Below are 17326 nucleotides of genomic sequence, written 5' to 3'. Positions count from 1 at the left end.
CAACTAACGCTCCTGCTGGTGAGTGGGGCCGAGTGGGAAACTGCCGGTCGACGGGCCGTTGTTGGCCTGACGCCCCTGCTGGATGCCCCGGCGGAGATTGGTCAGCCGCCCGCGCACATCATCGGGCGCACGCGAGACCTGGGGACCGGACTGATGGTTCTGCTGCTGGGCGGTACCCGGCACCAGATTGGCACGCGGCACCCGGCGGGGCAGACCGGAAGTGGTGATTCCGCCTGCCGCGGGCTTCTTCACCCGCTCCGCCTGCCGGACGAGTTCGTCGTTCGGCGAGGCGCGCCAGGAGCTCGTGACGCCGTTGTTGTCGCCGGCACCGCGCTGCGGTGCCGGGGGCACGGGACGCTCGCCTGCGGACTGCTGGGGGAAGGCCGGTGCCTGCGGCGCGGCGGGCGGCTGCTGACCGCTCTGCTGCGGACCGTGGAACCAGTTGGTCTCCAGCGTGTCGTACAGCGGCGTACGGCCGTCGCCGGGCCCGGAGGCCGGCGGAAGCGCCTCGGGCTGCTGCGGCAGGGCCGGCCGGTACTGCGGGTCCGGAGCCGGCGCGACGGGCGGCCGCGGGGCACCGAAGTCCCCGTTGTCGCGGTCGCGCTGACGCGGAGCGGGCAGACCCTGGTCCTGGCCCTGCGAGGGCTGCGGACGGCCGAAGTCCGGGCGGGCGAACTGCGCGGTGCCCGCCGGGTCCTGCGCCTGCTGCTGACCCGGCCCGTGCTGCGGGGCCGGCGGACCCGCCGAGAAGTCCGGGCGGGAGAACTCGGCGGTGGAGCCGGGCCCCTGCCGGTCGTCCATCGGCGGACGCGGCGTGAGCGGCGGCGGGTTCAGCGGGCGCTGGAACTGGTTGGACTCGGGCTCCTCGTGACCGCGGGGGGCGTCGAGCGGGGAGCGCTGGGGCACGGACGGCTGCTCGCTGCCCCAGCTGGTGGCCTGCGGGCGCTGCGGCTGCGGGCTGCCACCGGGCAGTTCCGCACGCGGACCGCCGACCGGGGGCAGCTGACGGCCGTTGTCGCCCGGACCGCCGGGCTGCTGGAAGCCGCCCTGGCCGGGGTTCTGCCGGGCCTGCTGCGGCTGCGGAGCCTGTCGCCCCGGGCCGTTCGGCGCACCCTGGCCGTTCTGCTCCGGCGGCCGCTGACCGAACAGACCGGGCTGGCCCGAGTCGGTACGGCCGGCACCGTCGCCCTGGCCGCGGGCGCCCAGCCGGGCACCGCCGCCGAAGGCACCGGAGAGCCCGCCGCCCTGACGCGGCGGCTCCTGGCGCGAGGGGTCCTGCGGCTGCCGGCCCTGCGGACCGTTGCCGGAGAACCCGGCGCTCTGGAAGCCGGAGTTCTGCTGACCGGGCTGACCCTGACGGCCCTGCTGACCGGGCTGGCCCTGCTGGTTCTGGGGCCGGGCGGAGGCGGCGTCCCGGGCGGGCAGCGCGGCCCGCGGGCCCGAGCCCGCACCGACCTGGCCGCGGTTGGCACCCGGACCGGCCGGGAGCCGGCCACCCGAAGCCGACTGAGCGCTGTCGAGACCGGGGCGGGGACCGCCGCCACCGGCGAGCAGTCCACCACCGGCGGGCGCGCTGCCACCGGCGAGCAGACCACCGGGAGCGGGCTGCTGGCCCTGCGCCTGCTTCGGAACGGGCTGCTTGCCGCCGTGCGCGACATCGACGGGGAGCATGACCAGCGCGGTCGTACCACCGGAGTCGGAGGGCCGCAGCTGGATACGGATGCCGTGACGCAGGGACAGCCGGCCGACCACGAACAGACCCATGCGGCGCGAGACCGAGACGTCCACGGTGGGCGGCGAGGCGAGCCGCTCGTTGATCGCCGCGAGGTCCTCGGGGGAGAGGCCGATGCCCGTGTCGTGGATCTCGACGAGCACCCGGCCGTCGGGCAGCGCGTGACCGGTGACCCGGACCTTCGTCTGCGGCGAGGAGAACGACGTGGCGTTCTCCAGCAGCTCGGCGAGGAGGTGCACGAGGTCGTTGACGACCCGGCCTGCGACCTCGGTGGCGGGCACCGCGGCCAGTTCGATGCGCTCGTACTGCTCCACCTCGGAGGCGGCGGCGCGGAGCACGTCGACCAGCGGCACCGGACGGGTCCACCGGCGGCCCGGCTCCTCGCCCGCGAGGACGAGGAGGTTCTCACCGTTACGGCGCATACGGGTCGCGAGGTGGTCGAGCTTGAAGAGCGAGGACAGCTGGTCCGGGTCGGCCTCGCGCGACTCCAGCTCGGAGATGAGCGAGAGCTGACGCTGGATGAGGCCCTGCGAACGGCGCGAGAGGTTGGTGAACATCGCGTTGACGTTGCCCCGGAGAAGGGCCTGCTCGGCGGCGAGACGGACGGCCTCACGGTGCACGTCGTCGAAGGCCGCGGCCACCTTGCCGATCTCGTCCCGGGAGTGCACACCGACCGACTCGACCGAGGTGTCGACGTCCTGCGGGTCCGCCTCGGAGAGCTGCTTGACGAGCTCCGGCAGCCGGTCCTGGGCGACGCGCGTCGCGGTGTCCTGCAGCCGCCGCAGCGAGCGGATCATGGACCGGGCGACGACGAAGGCGCCGACCAGCGAGACACCGAGCACCAGCAGGATGAGCGCACCGCTGATGATCGCTTCGCGCTGGGACTCGTCGCGCAGCTCGCGCGCCTTGCCCTCCATGTCGCTGAGGAGGGTCTCCTCGACCAGCTTCATGGCGTTGATCTTGTTGGAGTCCTGGTCGTACCAGTCCATGTACGAACGCCGGGCGGACCCGTCCATGCCGGTCGGGGTGTCGAGCACCTTCCGGGCGTAGCTGTCGGCCGCCTTGATGTCCGGGTGGCCGTTGTCCAGGGTGGCGGTCAGCTCGGCGGCGTTCTGCCCGGTGCTGGTGTAGATCGACTCGAACGAGCTGCGGGCCAGGTTTTCCTTGCGCAGCGCGGCCAGGCCGAACTGCCGGTCGTTCTGGTCGAGGTCGGCGTGCTGGTCGTTGCCTCCCGGCAGCGCGGCCGCGATGATCGCGCGCTGGACCGACGCGTACTCCTTGGCGGAGGAGAAGGCCGCCAGGGCGCGGGTCCGCTTGATCATCTCCGGGCTGCTGGTCGCCTGCGCCATGTCCTGGGAGAGGCTGAGCAGCGAGGTGATCAGCTGGCTGTAGGCGTCGACGGTCTGGAGGCTCGGACTGTCCTTGGCGTACGCCTGCTTACGGATGTCGCGGATGCTGCCCAGCTGCGCGGCGATCTGCTGGACGCTGGAGTGGATGCTCTCCAGCGTCTCGTCGCCCTCGGTGTCGCCGATGTCGTTCGTCGCGGCGAAGAACGCCTTCTTCGCCCGGTCGGTCTTCTTGCGCGGCTCGGTGACCTTGAAGTCGTCGGCCGGCACGCCGTTGGCCAGCGGTCCTGCCGACCGGTCGCGCTCCTCCTGGAGCGCCTGGGCCAGCGAGGTCGCCTGCTTGGTCATCTTGGTCAGCAGCTGCATGTGCTCCAGCTGCTGGATGTCGTTCATGGAGTCGTTGATACGCAGACCACCCAGCGTGGTCGCCGCGACCACGGGGAGGGCGAGCAGGGAGACCAGACGCGTGCTGATGCGCCAGTTGCGGAGAGCTACTCGCGACCCCGTGTTGACCGGGCCCTGCGGCTTGACCGAGGTGATCGGATCGGAGCCGCCCTTCGCCGACGCGCCGGAGCGCTTGGCGCGCTCGCTGTTGTCACCGGCCGCGGCCGGTCCGGGGTTCTGGGCGTGCTGGGGCGAGGAGCCGCGGTCGGTCCCGCCGCGCGGCTCCTGTTCGGCCGCAGCGCTGCCATCCCTCTTGAAACGTCCCTGCACTAGCGTCGCAACCTCTGGACCAGGCGTTCCTCCGTCATGGACGGGCGGAACGGTGTCGGCGTCGTGGGGCGTTGTGCTGCCCCATGGTGGTCTTGAGTGACCGGCGTCCTTCCCCTTCCCGCCGCCACTCGGCGCTGCGTTGCGCCCCTGCGCGCCGGCCTGAAACCTGCGGCGGTGCGTGGAATTCCAGCACAGTGCAGGATCTCCAACAAGGGCCAGGTACCGGGCTGTGACCTGCGTGACTCGTTGTGATGGTGGCGTGACAAGCCGTGGAGGCAGTTCACTGTCATACCGGACTATTGCGGGTGAATCAGGTGGGGGTGGGGGTGTCCCAGTCGCCATGATCAGCAGCGGAATGACTCATTCAGTGGTGCAATGTCCGTTTCCCTGACCCCGGTTGGGCGCCCGGATTGGGGTAAATGTCAGCCCCTGGGTGAGCAAACTCACATGATGATCGCCGTCTCTTCCGGGCTCCCGGAGGGAATCGGATGTTTAGCCTGACGCTTTACAGGGATGGCAGAACCGTCAACCGGCGCCCCTCGGGCGGCGCCCCTACCGACAGGGTCCGAACGGCAGATGAAGACGACGATGATGTTCCGCAACATTGCCAACCCCCGGCGCACGACGCTGGCGCACCTCGACGACGCCGAAGCGCTGCAGACGCCGGAGCGGCCGGAGCACGCCGCCGACCTGCCGACGCAGACGGCCAACCCCCGTCGCACGATCCTGATGGTCGCCCCCGCGGCCGTCGCCGTCGCCGCGGAGTAATCCCGCACGGCACGGCCCCTCACCCGCGTTAGCCTGGAGCGTCAGTCTTCAGTCAGCCAGCAAGTGAGGGCGACAGCTTCCCGTGCGCATCGCCAGGTTCTCCATCGACGGCAATGTCGCCTTCGGCGCCGTCGAGGGCGACGGCCCCGACGGTCTCGTCCTCGACATCATCAAGGGCATCCCGTACGCCGACTTCGAGCTCTCCGGGACCAAGGTCCCGCTGAGCAAGGTCCGGCTGCTGCCGCCCGTGCTCCCCAACAAGGTCGTGGCCATCGGCCGCAACTACGCGGAGCACGCCGCGGAACTCGGCAACGAGGTCCCCGACGTCCCCGTCGCCTTCTTCAAGCCCACCACCTCGGTGATCGGCTCCGGCGACGCCATCGAGTACCCCTCCTTCTCCGAGGACCTGCACCACGAGGCCGAGCTGGCCGTGGTCATCGGCCGGATGTGCCGCGAGGTGCCGCGCGAGCGGGTCAAGGACGTCATCTTCGGCTACACCTGCGCCAACGACGTCACCGCCCGCGACACCCAGAAGCGCGAGAAGCAGTGGGCCAGGGCCAAGGGCTTCGACACCTCCTGCCCGCTCGGCCCCTGGGTGGAGACCGACCTCGACCCCGCCGACCTCACCATCCAGGCCACGGTCAACGGCGAGCAACGCCAGCTCGGCCGGACGAGCGAGATGATCCGCTCCATCGAGGACCTGGTGGTCCACATCACGGAGGCCATGACGCTGCTCCCGGGCGATGTGATCCTCACGGGCACTCCCGCAGGGGTCGGACCCCTGCACGTCGGCGACGAGGTCGCCGTCACCATCGAAGGCATCGGCACTCTCACCAACAAGGTGATCAAGCGTGGCTAACTCAGACGTCCGGGTACGTTTCTGCCCCTCCCCGACCGGCAACCCCCACGTGGGCCTGGTCCGGACGGCCCTCTTCAACTGGGCCTTCGCCCGGCACCACCAGGGCACCCTGGTCTTCCGCATCGAGGACACCGACGCGGCGCGCGACTCCGAGGAGTCGTACACCCAGCTGCTGGACTCGATGCGCTGGCTCGGTCTCGACTGGGACGAGGGCCCCGAGATCGGCGGCCCGCACGCCCCGTACCGCCAGTCGCAGCGCATGGACATCTACAAGGACGTCGCCGAGAAGCTCCTCGCCGCCGGCCACGCGTACCACTGCTACTGCACCACCGAGGAGCTCGACGCCCGCCGCGACGCCGCCCGCGCCGCCGGCAAGGCGTCCGGGTACGACGGCCACTGCCGCGACCTGAGCGCCGAGCAGACCGCCGCGTACGAGGCCGAGGGACGCACCTCCATCGTCCGCTTCCGGATGCCCGACGAGGCCATCACCTTCACCGACCTGGTCCGCGGCGACATCACCGTCCAGCCGGAGAACGTGCCGGACTACGGCATCGTCCGCGCCAACGGCGCCCCGCTCTACACGCTGGTCAACCCGGTCGACGACGCGCTGATGGAGATCACCCACGTCCTGCGCGGCGAGGACCTGCTCTCCTCCACCCCGCGCCAGATCGCGCTGTACCGGGCGCTCATCGAGCTCGGTGTGGCCAAGCGGACCCCGGAGTTCGGCCACCTGCCGTACGTCATGGGCGAGGGCAACAAGAAGCTCTCCAAGCGCGACCCGCAGGCCTCGCTCAACCTCTACCGCGAGCGCGGCTTCCTGCCGGAGGGGCTGCTCAACTACCTCTCCCTGCTCGGCTGGTCGATCGCCGAGGACCGGGACATCTTCGACATCGACGAGATGGTCGCCGCGTTCGACATCAAGGACGTCAACGCCAACCCGGCCCGCTTCGACCTCAAGAAGTGCGAGCACGTCAACGCCGAGCACGTGCGCCGGCTCGATGTGAAGACCTTCACCGAGGCGTGCGGCCCCTGGCTGCGCGCCCCGTTCGCCCCCTGGGCCCCGGAGGCCTTCGACGCGGACCTGTTCGCGGCGATCGCCCCGCACGCCCAGACCCGCGTCACGGTCCTCTCGGAGATCACGGCCAACGTCGACTTCCTCTTCCTCGACGAGCCGGCGACCGACGAGGCGTCCTGGGCCAAGGCGATGAAGGAGGGCTCCTACGCCCTGCTCGTGACGGCACGCGCCAAGCTGACCGAGGCGGAGTGGAACGCGGACGCCCTGAAGCAGGCCGTCCTCACCGCCGGTGAGGAGCACGGCCTGAAGCTCGGCAAGGCCCAGGCCCCGGTCCGGGTCGCCGTCACCGGCCGCACGATCGGTCTGCCGCTGTTCGAGTCCCTGGAGATCCTGGGCCGCGAGAAGACCCTCGCCCGGGTGGACGCCGCGCTGGCGAAGCTGGCCGTGTAGGCGGGCGCACCTGCGAAGGGGCCCGGCAACCGCACACCGCGGCCGCCGGGCCCCTTCGCGTGCGGCGGGCCGCGGGTAGAGTCGGATCATGCCGATCAGAGCCGTCCTGTGGGACGTGGACGACACGCTCTTCGATTACACGACGGCCTCCGCCACCGGAATGAGCGGGCACCTCGCGGCGGAGGGCCTGCCCAGCGGGTACCGCACGGCCGAGGAGGCCGGTGAGGCCTGGCAGCGGCTCACCCGGCACCACTGGGCACGGTTCGCCGCGGGGGAGACCGACTGGCAGGGGCAGCGCCGGGACCGGGCCAGGGACTTCCTCGGGCGCCGGCTGGACGACGCCGAGGCCGATGCCTGGTTCGACCGGCACATCGCCCACTACGAAGCGGCCTGGACCCTCTTCCCGGACACCGTGCCCGTACTCGACGCCCTGGCGGGGACGTACCGGCTCGCGGTGCTGTCGAACTCGTCCCTGGAACAGCAGCACCGCAAGCTGACGGTGCTCGGCGTGCGCGACCGGTTCGAGTCGCTGCTCTGCGCGGCCGAGCTGGGCGTCGCCAAGCCCGCCGCCGGAGCCTTCCTCGCCGCCTGCGAGGCCCTGGCCCTGCCGCCTGCGGAGGTCGTCTACGTCGGCGACGAACCCGACATCGACGCCCGCGGTGCGACGGCCGCCGGTCTGACGGGGGTCTGGCTGGACCGCGGCGGCCGGGGCGGACATCCCGAACTCGTCCGGATCACGGCCCTCGACCAGCTTCCCGGGCTGTTGGCGGGCGATACCCGTTTTGGAGCGCCGGACACCTTCAGGTAATGTTCTTCCTGCGTCGCCCGAACGGGCCGAAAGAACCGGCCGGGAAACGCAGACAGAGATGAAACCCTTCCAGGGGTTGCGTTTCAGTGGGCTATGGTGTAATTGGCAACACTACGGTTTCTGGTACCGTCATTCTAGGTTCGAGTCCTGGTAGCCCAGCGCAAGACAGCAAGTAGTAAGTAGCAAGAACAAGCCCCCGTTGTGTAGCGGCCTAGCACGCTGCCCTCTCACGGCAGTAGCGCCGGTTCGAATCCGGTCGGGGGTACAGATCCTTCCCGCGAGAACACCTGGGTCGCACCCACGCTCTCGATGCAGGATCGCTAGGGCCCCCGTTGTGTAGCGGCCTAGCACGCTGCCCTCTCACGGCAGTAGCGCCGGTTCGAATCCGGTCGGGGGTACTTGTAACACCATGGGCTATGGTGTAATTGGCAACACTACGGTTTCTGGTACCGTCATTCTAGGTTCGAGTCCTGGTAGCCCAGCGCAAGACAGCAAGTCGCAGTACCCAAGCCCCCGTTGTGTAGCGGCCTAGCACGCTGCCCTCTCACGGCAGTAGCGCCGGTTCGAATCCGGTCGGGGGTACAACAGAGCGTCAGAGAGAGGCCCTTCACTTCGGTGAGGGGCCTTCTGCTTGTGCGTGCGGGTGCTGAGCCCCCGTCATGTTCACGCGGCTGACTGCCACTTGATGAATGCCCTGTGCGTGTTGCGGCAGGTGGTCGCCCTCGAAGGAACAGCCGATCCAGATGAGGGTGGCCGGTGACGCCGGGCCGTCGCGCGCACCGTTCGCCGGCGAGGTGAGGTGCTGAAGTGAGGCGCTGAAGGGGCCGCCACGACGCTGGGGCGGCCGGTTGTGGAGAAGGGTGGGGCGGCCGGGTCAGCCAGTGCGGCGCAGCGCCTCGCTCAGCCGGGCGGCCGAGTCGATGATGGCCTGCGCGTGCATCCGGCCCGGGTGACGGGTCAGGCGCTCGATCGGTCCGGAGACCGAGACCGCCGCGACCACCCGGTTCGAGGGGCCGCGGACCGGCGCCGAGACCGAGGCCACGCCCGGTTCCCGTTCGCCGATCGACTGGGCCCAGCCCCGGCGCCGTACGCCGGAGAGCGCCGTCGCCGTGAAGCGGGCGCCCTGGAGGCCGCGGTGCAGGCGCTCCGGCTCCTCCCAGGCCATCAGGATCTGGGCGGACGAGCCCGCCTTCATGGTGAGCGTGGAGCCGACCGGCACGGTGTCCCGCAGTCCGGACAGCCGCTCCGCCGCCGCCACGCAGATCCGCATGTCGCCCTGCCGGCGATAGAGCTGGGCGCTCTCGCCGGTGATGTCGCGCAGGTGGGTGAGTACCGGTCCCGCCGTGGCCAGGAGCCGGTCCTCACCGGCAGCAGCCGCGAGTTCCGACAGCCGGGGGCCGAGAATGAAACGGCCCTGCATGTCCCTCGCCACCATGCGGTGGTGTTCCAGTGCCACGGCCAGTCGATGGGCCGTGGGTCGTGCGAGCCCGGTCGCCGCGACCAGCCCGGCGAGGGTGGCCGGACCGGACTCCAGGGCGCTCAATACCAGAGCTGCCTTGTCGAGAACGCCGACGCCGCTAGAGTTGTCCATACGACGATACTCGCGTCTCACTCTGTGAAACGCAAGTTCAATTTTCCAGGGAAGTTGCGAACCTGTACGGGCGGCCCCACAACGGCCCGTAGCCACCGCCCCATACGGGGGTCCGGACGGGGGCGCACCGAATCTCTAGTTGGGCCGGCGACGACGCCGGCCGGAGGGAAAGCGATGGGTAGGACACTCGCGGAGAAGGTTTGGGACGACCATGTCGTCCGGCGCGCCGAAGGTGAGCCCGACCTCCTCTTCATCGATCTGCACCTGCTGCACGAGGTGACCAGCCCGCAGGCCTTCGACGGTCTGCGGCAGGCCGGACGCCCGGTGCGGCGCCTCGACCTCACCATCGCCACCGAGGACCACAACACCCCGACCCTCGACATCGACAAGCCGATCGCCGACCCGGTCTCCCGCGCACAGCTGGAGACCCTGCGCAAGAACTGCGCGGACTTCGGTGTCCGGCTGCACCCGCTGGGCGACGTCGAGCAGGGCGTCGTGCACGTGGTCGGCCCCCAGCTGGGTCTGACCCAGCCCGGCACCACGGTCGTCTGTGGCGACTCCCACACCTCCACGCACGGCGCGTTCGGCGCGCTGGCCTTCGGTATCGGCACCAGCCAGGTCGAGCACGTCCTGGCGACCCAGACGCTGCCGCTGGCCCGTCCGAAGACGATGGCGATCACCGTCGACGGCGAACTGCCCGACAGCGTCACCGCCAAGGACCTGATCCTCGCGATCATCGCGCGCATCGGTACCGGTGGCGGCCAGGGCTACATCCTCGAATACCGCGGCTCCGCCATCGAGAAGCTGTCGATGGAAGCCCGGATGACCATCTGCAACATGTCGATCGAGGCCGGCGCGCGGGCAGGCATGATCGCCCCCGACGCGACGACCTTCGACTACCTGCAGGGCCGCGACCACGCCCCGCAGGGCGAGGACTGGGACGCCGCGGTGGCGTACTGGAAGACGCTGCGCACCGACGACGACGCCGTCTTCGACGCCGAGGTGGTCATCGAGGCCGCCGAACTGGCGCCGTTCGTCACCTGGGGCACCAACCCCGGCCAGGGCGCGCCGCTGTCGGCCAACGTCCCCGACCCCGCTTCGTACGAGGACGCCTCGGAGCGCTTCGCCGCCGAAAAGGCCCTGGAGTACATGGGGTTGACCGCCGGACAGCCGCTGCGCGAGATCAATGTCGACACCGTCTTCGTAGGTTCCTGCACCAACGGCCGCATCGAGGACCTGCGCAACGCCGCCGAGATCCTGGACGGCCGCAAAGTCGCCGACGGTGTGCGGATGCTGGTCGTCCCGGGCTCGGTCCGGGTCGCCCTGCAGGCAGTCGCGGAGGGCCTGGACAAGGTCTTCACCACCGCGGGAGCCGAATGGCGGCACGCGGGTTGCTCGATGTGCCTCGGTATGAACCCCGACCAGCTGGCCCCCGGCGAGCGCTCCGCCTCCACCTCGAACCGTAACTTCGAGGGCCGGCAGGGCAAGGGCGGCCGTACCCACCTGGTCTCCCCGCAGGTCGCCGCCGCCACCGCCGTGCTGGGCCATCTGGCCTCGCCGGCCGACCTGTCCGACGACCGCACGCCCGCCGGAGTCTGAGAATCATGGAAGCTTTCACCGCACACACCGGCCGGGCCGTCCCGCTGCGCCGCAGCAACGTCGACACCGACCAGATCATCCCCGCCCACTGGCTGAAGAAGGTCACCCGGGACGGCTTCGAGGACGGGCTCTTCGAGGCCTGGCGCAAGGACGAGAACTTCGTCCTCAACCGCCCCGAGCGCAAGGGCGCCTCGGTACTGGTGGCCGGCCCCGACTTCGGCACCGGATCGTCCCGCGAGCACGCCGTCTGGGCCCTGCAGAACTACGGCTTCAAGGCCGTGATCTCGGCCAGGTTCGCCGACATCTTCCGCGGTAACTCGCTGAAGAACGGGCTGTTGACCGTGGTCCTCGACCAGCCGGTCATCGACGCCCTGTGGGAGCTGACCGAGGCCGACCCGACGGCCGAGATCACCGTCGACCTGGAGAAGCGGCAGGTCCTCGCCGAGGGCATCACCGCCGACTTCGAACTCGACGAGAACGCCCGCTGGCGGCTGCTGAACGGGCTGGATGACATCAGCCTCACCCTGCAGAACGAAGCGGACATCGCTTCTTACGAGGCGACCAGGCCGGCCCACAAGCCACGTACAATTAACGCCTGAGCAGCGCTTTTCCAGTACTGCGCCCCCTGCCTTCTGGTAGGGGGCGCAGTCGCTTGTTGAGACCCCGTCGGGCGACAACTCGCCCCAGATGGCACAATCGGTGCATGGAACGCGACAGCCAACTCAAGCTTTACGGCCAAGTCGCCGACCGATTGAAGGAAGCGCACTCACGAGTGCGTGCACTGCAAGTCCCGGAGGGCGTACGGATGGCGCTGAACCGGAAGCTGCTGGTCGTCACGGCAGCGGCGAAGCACGATCTCCCAGATGCAGCAAGGCGTCTGGACCGGTTGATGAAGGACCTCGATGAGGGCCGATTCCCCGAAGGTGACTGACTCTGCGGAACAGCGCAGCGGTCGACTTCGTTGCGGCACTAGGGTGATTAGCCCGTTTCGTGTTTGATTTGCGGTATATATCTGCCTAACGTGCGAAAAAGCTTGAACAGTTTCGTTCTGGCTATGTCTCCGAAGGGGAAGACGTGAACAAGGCACAGCTCGTAGAAGCGATTGCCGACAAGGTCGGCGGCCGCCAGCAGGCCGCGGACGCCGTCGACGCGGTGCTCGACGCGGTCGTTCGTGCAGTTGTCGCAGGTGACCGCGTTTCGGTCACCGGCTTCGGCTCGTTCGAGAAGGTCGACCGCCCCGCCCGCTACGCCCGCAACCCGCAGACGGGTGAGCGCGTACGGGTCAAGAAGACCTCCGTGCCCCGTTTCCGTGCGGGACAGGGCTTCAAGGACCTGGTGAGCGGCTCGAAGAAGCTCCCCAAGAACGACGTGGCCGTGAAGAAGGCGCCCAAGGGCAGCCTCTCGGGCGGATCTTCCACCCGTACGACGGCCAAGGCGGCCGCCAAGAAGGCCACCGCCAAGAAGGCCGTGGCGAAGAAGGCCATCGCCAAGAAGACCGTGGCAGCGGCGAAGAAGACCACGGCCACCGCCAAGAAGGCGACCCCCGCGAAGAAGACGTCCGCGGCGGCGAAGAAGACCACGGCCACCGCCAAGAAGGCGACCCCCGCGGCGGCGAAGAAGACGACGACCGCCAAGAAGGCCGTCGCCAGCAAGACCGCGCCCGCCAAGAAGACCACGGCGAAGAAGGCGCCCGCGAAGAAGACCACGGCGCGCAAGACCACGGCCAAGAAGGCCACTGCACGCAAGAAGTGAGACCGAGCAGCACAGGGCTTCCTCACACGCGCCGGGCCGGGCTCCCCTCAGGGGCCCGGCCCGCGGGCTGTTCAGGGGCTGCCGCGGCGCTCAGAAGGTCTGCAGCGTCACCAGGGTGATCCGCAGCCCGGCACCCTCGCCGTCCCCTTCGATCCGCACCCGCTGCCCCGGACGCAGCAGCCGCAGGCCGCCGGCGTCGAAGGCCGGGGCGTCGAAGTCCACCGGGGTGCCGTCGTCGAGCAGCACGCTGCCGGTGCGGGTCTCGGGGTCGTACGTGTACGAGGTCGCCTGCATGAACGGCAGCCTATCGGTCCATCGCGGGGACCCCGGCGGCCCAGCGCCCCGCCGTGTACGGCCCCACGCCCAGGGCCAGCGCGGCCCGCAGATCGTCGCCGGTGTCCACGTCCTGGCGGACCGAATCGATGCCGGGCAGTGCGATTTCCACGGCGCCGGACGCGAGGTGGCGGGCCCGCGACCGGCCCCCGAAAGCGGGCCGCAATTCCACTCCTGGCCCAGCCGACAGCAATGTCGTTCCGATTCCCGCCGCGTCGGTCACAAATGCGCGGGGAAAAGCGGCACAGGAATCGAGCACCCGGACCAATTCCGCCGGGCGCAGTGCGGGTAGATCGGCGTTGAGCGCGGCGACGGCCGCCCCGGGACGGATCGCCCGGACCGCACGCTCACCGTGTGCGAGGGCGGCGTTGAGCCCGGCGGCCGGGAAGTCGGCCACGACGCGGGCCCCGAGCGCCGACAGCGCGGAACCGGCCGCCGTGTCGTCCGTGACGACCACCACATCGGCCACCGCCCGGCAGGCCAGCGCGGCGTACACGGTGTCCTGGGCGAACGCCAGGGCCAGCCGCGGCCGCAACAGGGCGCCCGACGCGGGCACCAGCCTGCTCTTGGCCCGCGCCAGGGGCTTCAACGGGACGACCAGGGACCAGCGGCCGGTCGGGTCGGTGTTCGTGGCGGTCTCCCCCTCGATGCGCATGGCCGCCTATTCTCGCCTGCCGGTGTGACAACCCGGAGGGTCGGCCTCGAAGCCGAGGCGTACGGTGTTCTCGACAGAGCAGGGGCCTGGGGCGAGACTTGACCGTCGGTAGTCAGGATGCACAGCTCCCACGTCAGGTCCATAAAGGAAGGTGTCCGGGTGTCCCGCCGCAGAATCGGCTTCTGGTACCGCTTGGCAGCGGTCATCGCAAAACCGCCGCTTGTGGTTCTGTTCAAGCGCGACTGGCGGGGAATGGAACACATTCCGGCCGACGGCGGTTTTATCACGGCGGTCAATCACAACTCGTATCTTGACCCTCTTTCGTACGGGCACTTCCAGTACAACACCGGACGGGTGCCGCGGCTCCTTGCGAAGGCGGGCCTCTTCAAGACCCCCTTTGTCGGAATGATGCTGCGTGGCACCGGCCAGATTCCCGTGTACCGCGAGACCACCAACGCGCTGGACGCCTTCCGGGCCGCCGTCGACGCCATCGAGCGCGGCGAATGCGTGGCCTTCTATCCGGAGGGCACCCTCACCCGTGACCCCGAGATGTGGCCGATGGGCGGCAAGACCGGCGCGGCCCGCGTCGCGTTGATGACCAGGGCCCCGGTCATTCCCGTCGCCCAGTGGGGCGCCAACCTGGCGATGCCGCCCTACGCCACGGACAACAAGCTGCGCCTCTTCCCCCGCAAGACCCTGCAGGTCCAGGCAGGTCCGCCCGTCGACCTCTCCCGGTTCTACGACAAGGAGCCGACGCCCGAGGTCCTGCGCGAGGCGACCGAGGCCATCATGCTCGCCATCACCGAACAGCTGGCGGACGTACGCGGGCAGCAGCCCCCCGCCCAGCTCTACGACCACCGCAGGGCCCGTGCCGAACAGCGGCGCAAGGCCGAAGGAGAGGGACCCAAGTGACGCACCCCGTAAAAGCAGCCGTCTTCGGAACCGGCTCATGGGGTACGGCCTTCGGCATGGTCCTCGCCGACGCGGGCTGCGAGGTCACCCTCTGGGGACGCCGCGCCGAGGTCGCACAGGCCATCAACACGACCCGTACCAACCCCGACTACCTGCCGGGCATCGAGCTCCCCGCGTCCATCCGGGCCACGACCGACGCCGCCGAGGCGCTGCGCGGCGCCGACTTCGCCGTTCTCGTCGTGCCCTCCCAGACGCTGCGCGCCAACCTGGCCGACTGGGCCCCGCACCTGGAGCCGCAGACGGTGCTGGTCTCCCTGATGAAGGGCGTCGAACTGGGCACCGCCAAGCGGATGAGCGAGGTCATCGAGGACGTCACCGAGGTCCCCGCCGACCGCATCGCCGTCATCACCGGACCCAACCTCGCCAAGGAGATCGCCGAACGCCGCCCCGCCGCGGCCGTCGTCGCCTGCCAGGACGAGTCCGTCGCCCGCCGCCTCCAGGCCGCCTGCCACACCCCGTACTTCCGCCCGTACACCAACACCGACGTGGTCGGCTGTGAACTCGGCGGCGCCGTCAAGAACGTCATCGGGCTGGCCGTCGGCATCGCCGACGGCATGGGACTCGGCGACAACGCCAAGGGCTCGCTCATCACCCGCGGCCTCGCCGAGACCACCCGGCTGGGCCTGGCCATGGGCGCCGACCCGCTGACCTTCTCCGGACTGGCCGGACTCGGCGACCTGGTGGCGACCTGCTCGTCGCCGCTCTCGCGCAACCACACCTTCGGCACCAACCTCGGCCGGGGCATGACGCTGGAGGAGACCATCGCGGTCACCAAGCAGACCGCCGAGGGCGTCAAGTCCTGCGAATCGGTGCTCGACCTGGCCCGCCGGCACGGGGTCGACATGCCCCTCACCGAGACGGTCGTCGGCATCGTCCACGAGGGCAAGCCGCCGATGGTCGCGCTCAAGGAACTGATGTCGCGCAGCGCCAAGGCAGAGCGGCACTGACCCCGTTCGGCCCCCGGACCGGGCCCGGGCGGCCCCGGCCACGCTGACGCGACCCGTACCAGCAGGTACGCTCATCGCGATATGAGCAGCGAGAACCTCCCCCAGAGCACGGAGCAGCAGCTCCGCAAGCCGCGTGTGGCCGTCGTGTTCGGCGGCCGCAGCTCCGAACACGGAATTTCGGTCGTCACGGCCGGTGCCGTCCTGAACGCCATCGACCGGACCAAGTACGACGTCCTGCCGATCGGCATCACGACGGACGGCCGCTGGGCGCTCACCGCCGACGAACCCGACCGCATGGCCATCACGGACCGGAAGATGCCGGACGTGTCCCAGCTGGCCGAGTCCGACGAGGGCGCCGTTGTGCTCTCCGTCGACCCGGGCAGCCGTGAAGTGGTCTACAGCGAACCGGGCTCGGTCCCCAAGGCGCTCGGCGAGGTCGACGTCGTCTTCCCCGTCCTGCACGGCCCCTACGGTGAGGACGGCACGCTCCAGGGCCTCCTGGAGCTCTCCGGAGTCCCGTACGTCGGCGCCGGCGTCCTCGCCTCGGCGGTCGGCCAGGACAAGGAGTACATGAAGCGGGTCTTCACCTCCTTCGGACTGCCCGTCGGGCCGTACGTGGTGGTGCGCCCCCGTGAGTGGGACAACGACCCCAGGCCGCCCGCAAACGCATCGTCGCCTTCGCCGGCGAGCACGGCTGGCCCCTCTTCATCAAGCCCGCCCGGGCCGGCTCGTCGATCGGCATCACCAAGGTCGACGACGTCTCCGGCCTCGACGAGGCGATCGAGGAGGCCCGCCGCCACGACCCCAAGTTCCTGGTCGAGTCGCTGCTGCGGGGCCGCGAGATCGAGTGCGGGGTGCTGGAGTTCGAGGACGGACCGCGCGCCAGCGCGCCGGCCGAGATCCCGCCGGTCACCTCGCACGACTTCTACGACTTCGAGGCCAAGTACATCGACGCGGCGTCCGGGATCGTGCCCGCCCCGCTCACCGACGAGCAGACCGCCGAGGTCCAGCGGCTCGCGGTCGACGCCTTCGAGGCGGCCTCCTGCGAGGGGCTGGTGCGCGCCGACTTCTTCCTCACCGAGGACGGCGGCTTCGTCATCAACGAGATCAACACCCTGCCGGGCTTCACCCCGATCTCCATGTTCCCGCGGATGTGGCAGGAGAGCGGCGTCAACTACCCGCAGCTGGTGGACCGGCTCATCCAGGCGGCGTTGAACCGGCCGACCGGCCTGCGCTGACCCGGACCGAAGGCCGGGGCGTGTGCTCCGCACGGGAGCACACGCCCTACAGGCTGCTGGGAATCGTCTTCCTGACCGCCGGGCGAAGGCCGCCAGCGGGCTCACGTCATGCGCGTACGCCGCCGAGAACGTCACCTCGACGTACGCCTTGCGGAAGGTGGTCGTGAAGCGCGGCCCCTCGCCCTCCCGCTGCTCCAGCATCCACTTGACGCCGCTCGCGCTGATCGCCTTCGACTGGGCGTCGTCCATCTTCGCGGGGCGCGGGACACCGCAGCGCAGTACGATCGCCCCGTCCCCCCACCCGGCGGTCAGGTCCGAGCCGGGCCCGGGATCACTGCGCTTCTGACCGGCGACGGCATTCGGCAGCTCCTTGTGCAACGCACGGCAGTAGGCTGCGGCTTCCGAGGACGGGGTGGGAACCGTGACCGATGCCGTGGCGTCCGTCGAGGAGCAGCCCGCCGCGGCCATGAGCACCAGGGCAGCGGACGGACCGAGGAACACGGGACGGAGGAGCCGGCGGCAGGAAGTCGTCACCGGCCCAGCGTAG

At 70.1% G+C, this 17326-nt stretch carries 14 protein-coding genes, 5 tRNA genes and 2 pseudogenes; 16 read left to right on the top strand and 5 right to left on the bottom strand.

Translation table 11 applies throughout. The features are described from left to right. Positions 1-3: 3 nt before the first annotated feature. Complete coding sequence (locus tag LNW71_RS06845) at positions 4-3792, bottom strand: nitrate- and nitrite sensing domain-containing protein (RefSeq protein ID WP_250967413.1); 3789 nt, start codon at positions 3790-3792, stop codon at positions 4-6. 576 nt (positions 3793-4368) lie between these two features. Here LNW71_RS06845 and LNW71_RS06840 point away from each other — a divergent pair. The 9 genes from LNW71_RS06840 to LNW71_RS06800 all read left to right on the top strand — a co-directional run bounded on the left by LNW71_RS06840 (position 4369) and on the right by LNW71_RS06800 (position 8274). Continuing rightward, a complete protein-coding gene (locus tag LNW71_RS06840; RefSeq protein ID WP_250967412.1) occupies positions 4369-4560 on the top strand; it encodes a hypothetical protein in 192 nt (63 codons plus the stop codon). 82 nt (positions 4561-4642) lie between these two features. After that, on the top strand, positions 4643-5419 hold the full coding sequence (locus LNW71_RS06835) for a fumarylacetoacetate hydrolase family protein (protein WP_250967411.1): 777 nt from the start codon (positions 4643-4645) through the stop codon (positions 5417-5419). Then, positions 5412-6884, top strand: coding sequence for a glutamate--tRNA ligase (gene gltX / locus LNW71_RS06830; RefSeq protein WP_250967410.1), 1473 nt, complete (start codon positions 5412-5414; stop codon positions 6882-6884). The genes LNW71_RS06835 and gltX overlap by 8 nt, the downstream gene beginning before the upstream one ends. Positions 6885-6972: 88 nt before the next feature. Then, positions 6973-7692, top strand: a complete 720-nt coding sequence (locus LNW71_RS06825) for an HAD family hydrolase (RefSeq protein ID WP_250967409.1) — start codon at positions 6973-6975, stop codon at positions 7690-7692. 87 nt (positions 7693-7779) lie between these two features. After that, positions 7780-7851: transfer RNA gene (locus LNW71_RS06820), tRNA-Gln, on the top strand. Positions 7852-7884: 33 nt separating this feature from the next. Continuing rightward, a tRNA-Glu gene (locus tag LNW71_RS06815) sits at positions 7885-7957 on the top strand. Between the two features lie 60 nt (positions 7958-8017). Continuing rightward, a tRNA-Glu gene (locus tag LNW71_RS06810) sits at positions 8018-8090 on the top strand. Between the two features lie 12 nt (positions 8091-8102). Next, a tRNA-Gln gene (locus tag LNW71_RS06805) sits at positions 8103-8174 on the top strand. 27 nt (positions 8175-8201) lie between these two features. Beyond that, positions 8202-8274 (top strand) — tRNA-Glu (locus LNW71_RS06800). A gap of 292 nt (positions 8275-8566) precedes the next feature. Here the strand turns inward: LNW71_RS06800 and ndgR are convergent. After that, the gene (gene ndgR, locus LNW71_RS06795) at positions 8567-9283 is read right to left on the bottom strand and encodes an IclR family transcriptional regulator NdgR (protein ID WP_024490257.1); all 717 of its coding nucleotides are present in this window, start codon (positions 9281-9283) and stop codon (positions 8567-8569) included. Between the two features lie 174 nt (positions 9284-9457). On the opposite strand from ndgR, the gene leuC reads away from it, so the two are divergent. From leuC to LNW71_RS06775, 4 genes are all read left to right on the top strand, one after another. Next, a complete protein-coding gene (gene leuC / locus LNW71_RS06790; protein ID WP_250967408.1) occupies positions 9458-10882 on the top strand; it encodes a 3-isopropylmalate dehydratase large subunit in 1425 nt (474 codons plus the stop codon). Between the two features lie 5 nt (positions 10883-10887). Beyond that, complete coding sequence (leuD, locus tag LNW71_RS06785; RefSeq protein ID WP_250967407.1) at positions 10888-11481, top strand: 3-isopropylmalate dehydratase small subunit; 594 nt, start codon at positions 10888-10890, stop codon at positions 11479-11481. Between the two features lie 104 nt (positions 11482-11585). Further along, complete coding sequence (locus tag LNW71_RS06780; RefSeq protein ID WP_250967406.1) at positions 11586-11813, top strand: hypothetical protein; 228 nt, start codon at positions 11586-11588, stop codon at positions 11811-11813. Between the two features lie 143 nt (positions 11814-11956). Continuing rightward, the gene (locus LNW71_RS06775) at positions 11957-12634 is read left to right on the top strand and encodes an HU family DNA-binding protein (protein WP_250967405.1); all 678 of its coding nucleotides are present in this window, start codon (positions 11957-11959) and stop codon (positions 12632-12634) included. Between the two features lie 90 nt (positions 12635-12724). Here LNW71_RS06775 and LNW71_RS06770 read toward each other — a convergent pair whose 3' ends face one another. Both LNW71_RS06770 and cofC read right to left on the bottom strand, forming a co-directional pair. Next, positions 12725-12928 carry a hypothetical protein gene (locus LNW71_RS06770; RefSeq protein WP_250967404.1) on the bottom strand — a complete coding sequence of 68 codons (204 nt, stop codon included), beginning with the start codon at positions 12926-12928 and terminating at the stop codon, positions 12725-12727. 10 nt (positions 12929-12938) lie between these two features. After that, entirely contained in the window at positions 12939-13622 is a 684-nt protein-coding gene (cofC, locus tag LNW71_RS06765; protein WP_250967403.1) for a 2-phospho-L-lactate guanylyltransferase, read from the bottom strand. A 159-nt stretch (positions 13623-13781) separates the two neighbouring features. Between cofC and LNW71_RS06760 the strand changes: the two genes are divergently transcribed. From LNW71_RS06760 to LNW71_RS06750, 3 genes and pseudogenes are all read left to right on the top strand, one after another. Beyond that, positions 13782-14534, top strand: coding sequence for a lysophospholipid acyltransferase family protein (locus tag LNW71_RS06760; RefSeq protein WP_250967402.1), 753 nt, complete (start codon positions 13782-13784; stop codon positions 14532-14534). After that, a complete protein-coding gene (locus LNW71_RS06755; protein WP_250967401.1) occupies positions 14531-15541 on the top strand; it encodes an NAD(P)H-dependent glycerol-3-phosphate dehydrogenase in 1011 nt (336 codons plus the stop codon). The genes LNW71_RS06760 and LNW71_RS06755 overlap by 4 nt, the downstream gene beginning before the upstream one ends. Before the next feature lie 81 nt (positions 15542-15622). Beyond that, positions 15623-16779: pseudogene (locus LNW71_RS06750) on the top strand (D-alanine--D-alanine ligase family protein). A 46-nt stretch (positions 16780-16825) separates the two neighbouring features. On the opposite strand, the pseudogene LNW71_RS06745 reads toward LNW71_RS06750, so the two are convergent. Then, positions 16826-17313: pseudogene (locus LNW71_RS06745) on the bottom strand (DUF3515 domain-containing protein). Positions 17314-17326: the final 13 nt, after the last annotated feature.

The sequence above is a fragment of the Streptomyces sp. RKAG290 genome (assembly GCF_023701695.1).
GTDB lineage: Bacteria > Actinomycetota > Actinomycetes > Streptomycetales > Streptomycetaceae > Streptomyces.
This window is presented reverse-complemented; position numbering and strand designations above follow the sequence as displayed.

Coding starts and splice junctions, on each gene's coding strand:
- LNW71_RS06840 (WP_250967412.1), top strand. CDS start 4,369: ATGAAGACGACGATGATGTTCCGCAACATTGCCAACCCCCGGCGCACG.
- LNW71_RS06825 (WP_250967409.1), top strand. CDS start 6,973: ATGCCGATCAGAGCCGTCCTGTGGGACGTGGACGACACGCTCTTCGAT.
- ndgR (WP_024490257.1), bottom strand. CDS start 9,283: ATGGACAACTCTAGCGGCGTCGGCGTTCTCGACAAGGCAGCTCTGGTA.
- leuC (WP_250967408.1), top strand. CDS start 9,458: ATGGGTAGGACACTCGCGGAGAAGGTTTGGGACGACCATGTCGTCCGG.
- leuD (WP_250967407.1), top strand. CDS start 10,888: ATGGAAGCTTTCACCGCACACACCGGCCGGGCCGTCCCGCTGCGCCGC.
- LNW71_RS06780 (WP_250967406.1), top strand. CDS start 11,586: ATGGAACGCGACAGCCAACTCAAGCTTTACGGCCAAGTCGCCGACCGA.
- LNW71_RS06770 (WP_250967404.1), bottom strand. CDS start 12,928: ATGCAGGCGACCTCGTACACGTACGACCCCGAGACCCGCACCGGCAGC.
- cofC (WP_250967403.1), bottom strand. CDS start 13,622: ATGCGCATCGAGGGGGAGACCGCCACGAACACCGACCCGACCGGCCGC.